Source organism: Parafrankia sp. Ea1.12 (assembly GCF_900465275.1).
GTDB lineage: Bacteria > Actinomycetota > Actinomycetes > Frankiales > Frankiaceae > Parafrankia > Parafrankia soli.
Window position 1 is genome coordinate 42,998 of sequence record NZ_UBIZ01000092.1, and the last position, 11,031, is coordinate 54,028.

Here is an 11,031-nt window from a genome sequence, read left to right on the forward strand (position 1 = left end):
ATGTCCGCTTGCTCATCAGCAAGAAGAGACCACGACAGGACCCGTGCCGCCTCCACCGGCCACCGCCGTGTCGCATGGTCCGGGCCCCCGCCCGGCGCCCGGCTCGGGCCGCGGGGCTCCGGGGGGCGCGCGTCGGCGCTGTCGACGTCCTTTTATCCGTTTCGATGAAGCGCGGCGACTGAATGAGTGCATGGACTCACTCGATCACCACACTTCTCTGTGCGCGCCGGAAACGGCGCCGGTGGTGGAGATGGAATTAGATGTGGCTAATAGATTAAGAAGGCGGAAGGGCTACAGGCCCACGCCGGCCTGCCAGAGCATGTGAGCCATTCCGTGCACCAGGTGAAGTGCGCAACGGCGGGCGTCCACCTCGGCCATGCCCTCGACTATCGACGGGGCGTCGACGGGCCACACCTGCACCTCACGGCCGAGCACCGTCAGCGGCGCGGGGGCGTCGCGGCCCTCGAAGGTGCGTCCGTCCGGTTCGACGAACAGGTGCAGGGAGCGTCCCGGGGCCGGGAAACTCTCGCAGCGCCAGTAGAGGAGCGGCCAGGCATGCAGCCGCTCGCGGCGAAGGAGCCGGCGGCGTGCCGGTGTGGTCCCCGACCGACGTCCGTGCCGGCCGGTGGGCGGCGGACTGGCGGTGTCGGGGTCCGCGTCGTCCTCGCCACGGCGACGGTCCTGTCTGGAGTCGTCATCCCCGGCCCGTGCGGCGGCGCGGTCCATGGTTGACGTCCGGAGTCGTGGCGTGCCGTTCCAGTCGGGGACATCGTCGTGGGACCGTTCGGCGCGGCGGCCGTTCGTGCGGACGATGACCGGTGGGGTGAGGCGCTCGGCCGCGCAGAAGCCCAGGAAGTCGTCGATCTGGGCCTGGACGTGCTCGGCGATCGCCGCCGCCCGCTCGAGGCGCTGGGCCTCGGCGCGCTTCGAGCTGCGGATGGCGTGACTGCCGCGCAGGAGAACGTCGGTCAGGGTCTCCGGCAGCGCCTCGCCGGTGGGGGAGAAACCGACCGGCCACGTCGAGGGGTCGATGCCGTGGCGTAGCGGATGGTCAGGATGGACGGTGGGTGACCAGCGTGCCGGGCCTGGCTGGCGTGGCGCCGTCGCCGGCTCGAGTTCGGTCGAGGGTCGCGCGGTGGCGAGTGTCTCGTTCGTGATCTCGGAGCCGGCGCCGTCGGCGCCGTCGGCGTGCTCGTCGTCCCAGGAGGCCTGCGACGGGTATCCCGCCATCGCCACCACCCCCGGTCGTCGCCTACTGTGACCGGCCAAGCGTCGACCGTAACGCTCCGTAGTGCAACTCCGGCCCGACCCGATCACCGCGCGAGACTGTTCACCGCACGGGGGACCGGTCACGGCTCGGGTCTGGGCACGGCACGGGTGAGACTCTCGCCCGCGCGCCGGGCTGGCCGGGACCGGGCACGGCAGGGTGGACGGCTGTGGGGGCCGTGCCCGGGTCAGATCAGTTCGTTGATCACCAGGGTCTGGGCGCGGCCGGGGCCCACCCCGACCGCCGACACCGGGGCGCCCGCCATCTCCTCGAGTGTCGCCACATACGCCTGGGCGGCCTCGGGGAGATCGGCGAACCGGGTGACACCCGAGATGTCCTCGTGCCACCCAGGCAGCTCGACGTAGATCGGTTTCGCGTGGTGGAACTCCGTCTGCGTCATCGGCATCTCATCGGTGCGCTGACCGTTGATCTCGTAGCCCACGCAGACCGGCACCGTGTCGAAGCCGGAAAGTACGTCGAGTTTGGTGAGGAAAAGGTCGGTGAGGCCGTTCACCCGGACTGCGTAGCGGGCGATGACCGCGTCGAACCAGCCGGTGCGCCGGGCCCGGCCGGTGGTGACCCCGAATTCTCCGCCGATGCGGCGCAGCTCCTCGCCGACCTTGTCGTCGAGCTCGGTCGGGAACGGGCCGGCGCCGACCCGGGTCGTGTACGCCTTGATGATCCCGATCACCCGGTTGATGCGGGTGGGGCCGATGCCGGCGCCGGTCGCGGCGTAGCCGGCGGTCGGGTTCGAGGAGGTCACAAACGGATACGTGCCGTGGTCGACGTCCAGGAGGGTGCCCTGGGAGCCCTCGAGGAGGACGACCTTGCCCTCGCGCAGGGCGGTGTCGAGGAGCAGGCCGGTGTCGGCGATGTGCGGGGTCAGCCGCTCGGCGTAGGCGGCGTACTCCTCGACGACCTCGTCGACCTCGATGCGCCGCCGGTTGTAGACCTTGGTCAGGACCTGGTTCTTCTCCCGCAGCGCCAGCTCCAGCTTCTGCCGGAAGATGCCGGGGTCGAGCAGGTCCTGCACCCGGATGCCGGTGCGGGCGACCTTGTCCCCGTACGCAGGGCCGATGCCCCGGCCTGTCGTGCCGATCCGGGCCTTGCCCAGGTACCGCTCGGTGACCCTGTCCAGGGCGCGGTGGTGCGGCATGATCAGATGGGCGTCCGCGCTGATGAGCAGACGGGAGACGTCGACCCCGCGGGCCTGTAGGCCGTCCATCTCCGAGAGCAGCACACCGGGGTCGATCACGACGCCGTTACCGATCACCGGAACGCAGTCGGTGCGGAGCACACCGGACGGAATCAGGTGCAGGGCGTAACTCTCCGCACCGATCACCACCGTGTGTCCGGCGTTGTTGCCACCCTGGTAGCGGACGACGTAGTCGACGGCGCCGCCCAGGAGGTCGGTCGCCTTTCCTTTTCCCTCGTCGCCCCACTGGGCGCCGATGAGGACTAGTGCGGGCACCGGGCGAGGTTACTAGGGATATGGGCCCGTCGTGGTCCGTCCGCCAGACCCTGCGGGCCGGCGGCGGCGTTCCGTGGCCGGATGGCGGCTATGCGAGACCGAGTTCCGCGGCCGCGGCCGGGTCGCTGTCCGTGAGGAACTGCCGGCACCGGGCCGCCTCCTCGCCATCGTTGATCTCCGCCGCGGCGCGGGAGAGCGCGGCCAGCGCCCGCAGGAAGCCGCGGTTCGGCTCGTGGGACCACGGGACCGGCCCGTGCCCCTTCCAGCCGGACCGGCGGAGCTGGTCCAGGCCCCGGTGGTACCCGGTCCGTGCGTAGGCGTACGCCTCCACCGGGCGCCCGGCGCGCAGCGCGTCCTCGGCGAGGACCGCCCAGCCGAGGCTGATGGCCGGGAACCGGGCGGCGACCGTGTCCGGCGTGTCGCCGGCCCGTAGCGCGTCCGCGGCCGCCGCGTCGGAGGGCAGCAGCGTGGGCGGCGGGCCCGACAGGAGGTTCTGGTTCGCGGGCGGTGTCGTCATGACCTCATCCTGCCCGACGCCGGAGCCGTTCCGGGGCCGAGCCGCCCGCGGACGGCCACTGAACGGCCACGGACGGCCGCGGGCCCCGCCGGCATCGCGTCGGCGCCCCGTCGGCGTCGTGCCGCCGCCGGCCCTACTTCTCCTGTGTCAGTCGATTTCTTCCGTAGTCTGTCTGTTGGTTTTTAGATTTCTGCTTGACGGCAATCGAGGGCCGGGCGGACCACGACACGGGCGCGGAGGCGAGATCGGGACCAGCCCGGGACCACAGCGCCCTCGTGGAACCTCGTGCCAACGAGGCATAGCCCGACCTGCCAGACGGTCATGAGGACCCGGCGCCCGTCATCCGGAGGTACGCGTGGCCGCCGCAGGTCCGGCGCCGTCCGCGGTCCTGGCGGGTGGCGACGGCGATGTCAGGGGCTCGGGCACCGCGGTCCCGCCCGGCCTGGCCCCACGCCCGGCCTGGTCTCGCTGCGGGTGGGCGGGCGCGCACGACGCCCGGCCCGGCGACATCCAGGCCCCGAGGCGCCTTGACATAGACGCCGCGCGACGTCCCGACGTGGCACCGCAGGCCGTCAGCGCCGGGCCGTGGCAGCCGCCAGCCGCTGACGGCGCTGTCAGCCGCTGGGAGCGGATGCGGGTGCCCCGGCCGCCGGTCGTGCCGCCAGCCGGCTGACGGCGCTGTCAGCCACCCTTGGGGGTGCTGCCGACGGTGTGAGGGCGCTGCCGGCCGTCTCAGGGCGTGCGACAGCTGTCGACGCTGTCAGCTGTCGGCAACGTCCGCTGGCGCCGCCGACGTCGGCCGTCGACGGTGGTGTCAGGTGAAGCCGGCGGTGCCGGGGTGCCTGGCGGCGCTGGTGGTGTCAGCCGCTGACGGTGGCGTTCCACAGGTTCTGGCCGACCACGCCGGGCTGACCGTCACTCACTCGGGTGAGGTACGAGTAGAGCGCGGCGATGCCCTGCGATTCCGGGCCGAACTTGCCGTCGACGGTCAGGACGAACCGGCGGTCGCGCATCTCTGCCTGCCATATGAAGGCGTCCGCGCGCACGTCGTCGCCCATACCGACGTTCAGCGCCTCGCCGCCGAACTGGCCGCCGACCTCAGCCCGAGCGCGCTCGAGCGTCATAGGCGGCTCGGCCGGCGTCAGGGCCTGGGCGATCACGTCGCCGCCGGCACCGGACGACGCCGGCGCCGGGCCGTTCCTCGTGAGGCCGAGCTTGCTGGTGCAGCCGGGCCATGGTGACCAGCCGCGGCTGTTGTACAGCTTGTACGCGGCCTCGTCCTGCATCGCGGGAGGAGCCTGGTCGGGTCGGCCGGGGTAGCCCAGGCCCGTCCAGGTGCGCTGGTCGAACTGGTAGGCACCGTAGAAGCCGTTGCCGGTGTTGATGGCGTAGTTGCCGCCCGACTCGCACTTGCGGAGCTTCGCGAAGTCGTCGGCAGTCGCCGCTCCCGCGGGAGCGGCGGTCACCGCGAGCCCGGTGCCGACCAGCGCCGTCACGGCGCCGGTGGTGCGCAGGACCCGAGTCGCGGTGGACGGTCCCTGGGTCGCTCGGTGCCTTCCGCCACGGCCATTGGAACGGGCGGGAACACGATCATGCGATCGCATCAGAGTCCTTCCCGTCGCCTACGGGGTGAGCTGTCGGGTTCGGGCTGGAAGTTGCCCGGTCGGCGCCGCTGGCCCGGAGCCCGTCCTCGCGGATCGGTGTGCTCCCGGCCGCACGTTTCGCCGGCTTAACCCCTAGGACGCCGGGGGGGCGTCCGGATGGTGGGTCCCCCGCTCCTGCCCGATGTTGTCCGTGCTCGTTCCGGCCATGGGGACGGGGGCAGGACTCGGCGTCCGTCCGCATGACCTCGCCCGGGGAGGCGAGTGGGCGGAACTGTAGCGAGATCTAGCTAGACGGCGCAAATTCGGGCGGCTAGTGGGGGATGCGAAAGGACCACATCGGAGCTACCCGAATGGGCTGATTGACGAGTGACGTAGCCGATTGTGACGAGACGCACTGATCCGGATGACGTTACCGCCAGGCCGCGGACGGCCGTCCGCCGGGGTGGGTCGGGCCGCGTGCCGTCGCGTCTGGACGGCTCCTCGAAAGTATTTTTGTCGTTCGTTTGTAGTTTTTTCCTAGATAATTACGTTTTGTATATCTAACATGACTATATGTAGGTTGATGGGGTTGTGGGCCCGGGGGCACGGGGCGCGGCGGAGGGAGGACCTGCACGGGCGACGGGATCGGGCTGGCCGTCCGCGGCGGGCGTGTCCCGGCCTGTGTGGGACACGCCCGCCCGCCGGGATCACCGGCGTGGACGGCTCCTCCTGCGGCCTGGGCCGGAGGAGATCATGCGGCGGGCTCGACCTAGCAGAGTCGGCGGCGGATCACGCGCCGCGGCGACTTGGCTGTCGGAGGGTTCGTCCGATCATCGGGTGGATCACGGATGAGAACACGGCCCCCGGCATCGGGACTTCGACGCCGGCTTGCCGCCTGAGTCCGTACCGCCTCCCGTGCCGCGCGGATCGTTGGGGCGATCCGCGCACCGGCCCCCGCCCGCACGGCGGGGTCTGCCCCGTGCGGGCGGGTCATACGGTCCTGGCGCCGGCGGGTCTTCGCCGCGGACGAACCGGGGCGACGCAGAGTGCCGAGCTCGTGCTGGTGGGGGAATCGCGGTTGCGACAGCACGTGGTCGGCCGCGGGCGGGATGTCCGGAGACACACCGGCTGGGCGGAGTTGGAACACGGATGATTCGCCGGCGCCCGGTTCGAGGGCCTGAGTCCATGGAGGGATGGCTCACCGCGACGGGCGCGGGTGGGATGCCTCGTCCGGGGGAAGGACGCCTTGCGAAGGGGGCTCGACCGGTGCGTGGGGGCCACCGCGACCGGACGGCGGCGTGGGGGCGGCCGTCAGGAGGGTGCGGTGGGTCGGTTCAGGCCAGCGGGGGAGCGGGCGCCGCGTGCGGCGGTGGCCGTCAGACGGCCCGGCTGGTGACCGAGTGCGCCGGTCGGCAGACGTCAGCCGAAGGTGGCCGCCCAGGTCTGCGGACCCAGGACGCCGTCCACCACGAGGCCGCGTGCGGCCTGGAAGTCACGCGCCGCGGCCGCGGACCGTGGTCCGTAGCTGCCGTCGACCGTGAGGGGGTAGCCGAGGGAGGTCATCTTGGCCTGCCAGGAGCGGACTTCGTCGCTGACCTGGTTGACCATCGACGCGGTGTATGTCCGCGTCAGGTTCGGGACGCCCGCGGCTGCGGGCTGGGCGACCAGCGAGGTGCGCTCGGCCGCTCTGGACGCCTGGACCCCGGCGCCTGATGACGACGCGCCGGGCAGGAGCTGCTCGGAGCCCATTCCGCTCCCGCAGACCGGCCACTGGCCGAACCCGGAACGGAGTGCGAGTTGCAGTGCCGCTGCGTCCTGCACGGCGGGCGGAGCCGTGTGTGGCAGCCCCGAGTAGCCGAGGCTGCGCCAGGTGCCTGGCGAGAACTGGTAAGCGCCATAGTAGCCGTTACCGGTGTTCGTCGTGTAGTTACCGCCGGACTCGCATTGCCGTAGACCTTCCCAGGTCGTGGCGGCGTTGGCCGGCTGGCTCAGGGCGAGTGTTCCGCCGACCGCCGCGGCGATGACGGGGACGGAGACGAGAGTGCGGGCCCGGCTGCGGGTACTGCTGCGGCGTTGTCGGCCACTGGTACGTGCGTCGGACATGCGTGAGTTTTCCTTCCCCACGCCTGCGAGGTGAGCTGTCGGGTTCGGGCAGGGAAAAAGCCCGGCCGCCAAGTCAGGAACTCCGGAAATCCTGTGCCTTCGGCAACGGAGGACAAGCTTCCTCCTCGTGCCGTCGGCGTTAGCGGCTTCACCCCAAGGTCCCCAGAATCGGCGACCGGGTATTGGTTCCCCCGCTCCTGCCATCGGGTTTCTGTTTCCAACGGATGGGGGCAGGGATTCGGCGTGCCACCCGTCGGGTGCCCGGCCTGTCTCCGGGCACGGCGAAGACCATAACCACGCCGTCAGGTCGAATGACAAGCACTGAATGCCTCGGGTGAAAAAGAGCACACCGTCCGGTGGCTGCTTGAGGTTTGATCACGGTGCTGGTATCGCGCGCGCATGCGCGCTCATTAACTTGGCGACCGCGTCGTGGAGGGTGGTTCGTACCGACAGATCACACTGGTGAAAGATCGTTACCATTGGGCGTGCTGTCGGCAATCAAGCCGAATATGCGAGAAGGCTACCCGCGGCCGGCCAGGCCGTCATCAAGCAGCTAGAAAATTCATATCGTCGTGCTGATACCAGCCCGCATGCCGTGATGTGTGAGAAACGCAACTGTAACTATGAGTTAACTTGTTGGGGTGTTTCTGTGACTGCTTGCGGGGTGGTGGCGTCCCTCGGGGTCGGGTCGGTACGTCCCATTCGTCCCTCGGATCGATCTTGGCTGAGGTGGGTCCGTGTGTGTCTCTCGCCCGTGATCGGGCGATCGCGTGGGCTGTCTGGTGCCTCTCTGCGTGCCCCGAAGTAGCCCCGTTCGGGCGGGAATCCGAGCTGTCCCGCGGGCCCACGGGCGGGGCGGCTCGCGGTTCGGCCACGGCGTGCGTCTCGGGGCGGGCCGGAAGAGGTATCACCGGGGCGCACGAACGGGTGCGCTCGGGTCACCGCGGCAGCAGCGTTCGGCGCGCGGCCGCATGTGTCGGCATGTGTCGGGTAGGACGCATCGGGGCCGCTGAGACACATAGGAGCCCACGCGAACGCTGCGTCCGGTGTGGACTCCGATGGGTCGTGCGCGTGGTCTCGGCAGGCTTTACCCGATCCGCAACCCATGAGGGGCCTGTGGTGGGCTGTGGGCTTCGGAGTGTCCTGGGTTGGTATGGGCGCCGATGTCGCGCCGACCGCCCGCACGATCTTCATGAGGCCTCGCCGGGCGGGTGACGCCTCGCGTCCACATCGAGGGTGCGCTTCCGCATGGATAGGAGCGGGTGCACACTCTGTTCCGAGTTGGCGCCGTGTGCTCCGCTGGGCACCGCGCGCCCACGATAGCTTTGTGTGCCTATTTGGGCACTATGCGTCCCGGGTGTCATTGGGTGTCCGGATGGCACTGAGCGTCCCGGATGGCACTGGGCGTCCCGGGCGGCATCGGGCGGCACCGGGTGTCGGGCGGCACCGGGCGAGGGGCCCCGTCCCGGGTAAACGGTGCGTGTCCCGACAGGTACCTCATTGTTCCCGGGGAATGTGGTCCCCCGGGCGTGCGGCGCTCAGGGGGTTCCGGTGCCGCCCTCCGCGGCCGCGGACGCTCGGCCGACCGAAGAGCAATGAGGAGACACGGCGTCGAGACATAGGGAGAGCGGAGCCATGGGGAGAACAGTGCCATGTGCGGCCGAGGGCCACAGCCCGGGACACATGGACTCCGCGGGGCATAGATGTACTCCCGGGGACAGGCGTCCCCGGGAGGGAGAGGAACGGATCAGGTGACCGTCGGGCCGTGAACCGGACGAGGCTGGTCAGACCCCGATCGACCGGCCGGCGGACCGCAGGTCGTCACAGGCCTGGGCGACCCGGGCGGCCATGGCGGTTTCGGCGGCCTTGCCGTAGGTGCGCGGGTCGTAGGCCTTCTTGACCCCGACCTCACCGTCCACCTTGAGGACACCGTCGTAGTTGCGGAGCATGTGGTCGACGATCGGCCGGGTGAACGCGTACTGGGTGTCGGTGTCCACGTTCATCTTGATGACGCCGTAGTCGAGCGTTTCGCGGATCTCGGAGAGGTCCGACCCACTGCCGCCGTGGAAGACCAGGTTGAACGGCTTCGCGTCGGCGGCCAGGCCGAGCTTCTCGGCCACGTGCTGCTGACCCTCGCGCAGGATCGAGGGTCGGAGCTTGACGTTCCCCGGCTTGTAGACGCCGTGCACGTTGCCGAACGTCGCGGCCAGCATGTAGCTGCCCTTTTCTCCGGTGCCGAGAACCTCGGCGGTGCGGAACATGTCGCCGGGGGTGGTGTAGAGCTTCTCGTCGATGGCGCCTACGACGCCGTCCTCCTCACCACCGACGACACCGATTTCGACTTCCAGCACGATGCGCGCCGCGCGACAGTCGGCGAGCAGCTCGTCGGCAATCTTGAGGTTCTCCTCGAGCTCGACCGCCGAACCGTCCCACATGTGGGACTGGAAAAGCGGGTCGCGGCCCTGCGCCACACGCTCCTTCGAGATGGCGATCAGCGGGCGGATGTAGGTGTCCAGCTTGTCGGCGGGGCAGTGGTCCGTGTGCAGCGCGATGTTCACCGGGTATGCCTTGGCGACGTGGTGCGCGTATTCGGCGAGCGCTTCCGCGCCCAGCACCATGTTCTTGATGGTCGTTCCCGAGAGGAACTCGGCGCCGCCGGTCGACACCTGGACGATTCCGTCGCTGCCGGCTTCCGCGAAACCCCGGAGCGCGGCATTGAGGGTCTGCGACGAGGTCACGTTGATGGCGGGGTAGGCGTAGGCGTTCGACTTCGCCCGGCTGAGCATCTCGGCGTAGACGTCTGGGCTGGCGATGGGCATCGGTGGAACTCCTCGAAAGGTGTAGGGGCGCCGCGGCCGGCTGGCGGCACACACCGCCCGCGGGCCTTGGCGCCGGCCGCGCCGCCGAACCCGCCACCGGATCCCTGGATCCCCATGAGTCCGGTCGCGCCCGACGCGTGCCGACGGCAGGTGTAGGCCGAAGGGTATGCCGTCGCGCGCCTCGGACGGGTGTGGTTCCACGCGACATCGCCGGAAGGCGGCTGGATGTCTCCTCCCCGCCCGCCGCGCCCGGCAGACTGGCCGAGTGGACATCGAGAGCCTCTCCGGGATGACCCTCTACGTCATCCTCTTCGCGGTGATATTTGCGGAGAGCGGGATCCTGGTCGGCTTCTGGCTTCCAGGGGACACCATCCTGTTCGCGGCCGGTCTGGTCGCCGCGGATCCGGCCGCGGACGTGTCAATCGTCGTGGTCGCGGTCGGTGTCGCGGTGGTGGCCAGCGCCGGCGCCGTGGTGGGCTATGCCACCGGCAGCCACCTGGGCCGGCCCTACCTGGAACGCCGACACGCGCGGGCACTCGGCCGAACCGAGGAGTTCTACCGCCGGTTCGGCGCGGTGACCCTGATCGCGGCCAGGTTCGTCCCCTGGGCGCGGACGTTCGCTCCGGTGCTGGCGGGCGCGGTGGCGATGCCGCGGCACCGGTTCGGTGTGGCCGTGGTCATCGGCGCCGTCGTCTGGGGGACGGGCCTGACCCTGCTGGGCTACGAGGCCGCCTCGATCCCGGGCCTGCGGGACGCGGCGCTGTGGATCGCGCTGGTGGTCATCGTCGTGTCCGTCCTGGCGGGGGCGGTCGGTGAGCTGCTCCGCCGGCGGGTAGCGCGGCCGCGGGGCCTGGCGGCTCCAGCGGGACCAGCGGGACCAGTGGGACCAGCCCGCACTGAGCGGGTCCCAGGAGATCCCGGCGACGGGACCACCTCGGACTGACCCCTTATATGCCTGGTCGGTGGGTTCGTCCTGGCCCGGCCGGACCCCTACGGCTACAGATCGCTAGTCTCTTCGGGTGAGCGAGCGGCCGGCAAGCCGATCACACAGAGGGTCCGAATGCACTCAGAGCGTCCTGAACGTGACCGGGCTGCGCCGTCCGGTCCGGGCTTGCGTGTACGGCCGGGCTCGCATGCGCGACCGGGCTCGCGTGCGCGGCCGGCCCTGCGTGCGCGGAGTTCGCGCGCCGCGGACCCGGCCGGCCCCGCGGGCCCGGTCCAGGACGTGGTCCGTGGCCGGCGGCACCGAAGACGTCCCACGCCCGGGCGGC

At 70.6% G+C, this 11,031-nt stretch carries 8 protein-coding genes and 1 riboswitch; of the genes, 2 read left to right on the forward strand and 6 right to left on the reverse strand.

The window, feature by feature from the left end:
• Positions 1-291: 291 nt before the first annotated feature.
• The 3 genes from FMEAI12_RS01660 to FMEAI12_RS01670 form a co-directional block, all read right to left on the reverse strand.
• On the reverse strand, positions 292-1,230 hold the full coding sequence (locus FMEAI12_RS01660) for a hypothetical protein (protein ID WP_112104738.1): 939 nt from the start codon (positions 1,228-1,230) through the stop codon (positions 292-294).
• Positions 1,231-1,454: 224 nt separating this feature from the next.
• On the reverse strand, positions 1,455-2,738 hold the full coding sequence (locus FMEAI12_RS01665) for an adenylosuccinate synthase (RefSeq protein ID WP_012157655.1): 1,284 nt from the start codon (positions 2,736-2,738) through the stop codon (positions 1,455-1,457).
• A gap of 88 nt (positions 2,739-2,826) precedes the next feature.
• On the reverse strand, positions 2,827-3,255 hold the full coding sequence (locus FMEAI12_RS01670; RefSeq protein ID WP_071060827.1) for a DUF3151 domain-containing protein: 429 nt from the start codon (positions 3,253-3,255) through the stop codon (positions 2,827-2,829).
• A 355-nt stretch (positions 3,256-3,610) separates the two neighbouring features.
• Here FMEAI12_RS01670 and FMEAI12_RS36085 point away from each other — a divergent pair, with 355 nt between their 5' ends.
• The gene (locus FMEAI12_RS36085) at positions 3,611-3,928 is read left to right on the forward strand and encodes a hypothetical protein (protein ID WP_146776602.1); all 318 of its coding nucleotides are present in this window, start codon (positions 3,611-3,613) and stop codon (positions 3,926-3,928) included.
• A 187-nt stretch (positions 3,929-4,115) separates the two neighbouring features.
• Here FMEAI12_RS36085 and FMEAI12_RS01675 read toward each other — a convergent pair whose 3' ends face one another.
• The 3 genes from FMEAI12_RS01675 to fbaA form a co-directional block, all read right to left on the reverse strand.
• Positions 4,116-4,859, reverse strand: coding sequence for a transglycosylase family protein (locus tag FMEAI12_RS01675; protein WP_112104733.1), 744 nt, complete (start codon positions 4,857-4,859; stop codon positions 4,116-4,118).
• A gap of 1,398 nt (positions 4,860-6,257) precedes the next feature.
• Positions 6,258-6,941, reverse strand: a complete 684-nt coding sequence (locus FMEAI12_RS01680) for a transglycosylase family protein (protein ID WP_112104739.1) — start codon at positions 6,939-6,941, stop codon at positions 6,258-6,260.
• 6 nt (positions 6,942-6,947) lie between these two features.
• Positions 6,948-7,195: riboswitch (cyclic di-AMP (ydaO/yuaA leader) on the reverse strand.
• Between the two features lie 1,530 nt (positions 7,196-8,725).
• Positions 8,726-9,760 (reverse strand): class II fructose-bisphosphate aldolase, encoded by a 1,035-nt coding sequence (gene fbaA, locus FMEAI12_RS01685; RefSeq protein ID WP_012157661.1) that lies wholly within the window; start codon positions 9,758-9,760, stop codon positions 8,726-8,728.
• A gap of 265 nt (positions 9,761-10,025) precedes the next feature.
• Here fbaA and FMEAI12_RS01690 point away from each other — a divergent pair, with 265 nt between their 5' ends.
• Positions 10,026-10,703 (forward strand): DedA family protein, encoded by a 678-nt coding sequence (locus tag FMEAI12_RS01690; RefSeq protein WP_235013589.1) that lies wholly within the window; start codon positions 10,026-10,028, stop codon positions 10,701-10,703.
• Positions 10,704-11,031: the final 328 nt, after the last annotated feature.

Excerpts from the sequence above, each read along its gene's own strand:
- FMEAI12_RS01680 (WP_112104739.1), bottom strand. The coding sequence starts at position 6,941 with ATGTCCGACGCACGTACCAGTGGCCGACAACGCCGCAGCAGTACCCGC.
- fbaA (WP_012157661.1), bottom strand. The coding sequence starts at position 9,760 with ATGCCCATCGCCAGCCCAGACGTCTACGCCGAGATGCTCAGCCGGGCG.
- FMEAI12_RS01660 (WP_112104738.1), bottom strand. The coding sequence starts at position 1,230 with ATGGCGGGATACCCGTCGCAGGCCTCCTGGGACGACGAGCACGCCGAC.
- FMEAI12_RS01675 (WP_112104733.1), bottom strand. The coding sequence starts at position 4,859 with ATGCGATCGCATGATCGTGTTCCCGCCCGTTCCAATGGCCGTGGCGGA.
- FMEAI12_RS01670 (WP_071060827.1), bottom strand. The coding sequence starts at position 3,255 with ATGACGACACCGCCCGCGAACCAGAACCTCCTGTCGGGCCCGCCGCCC.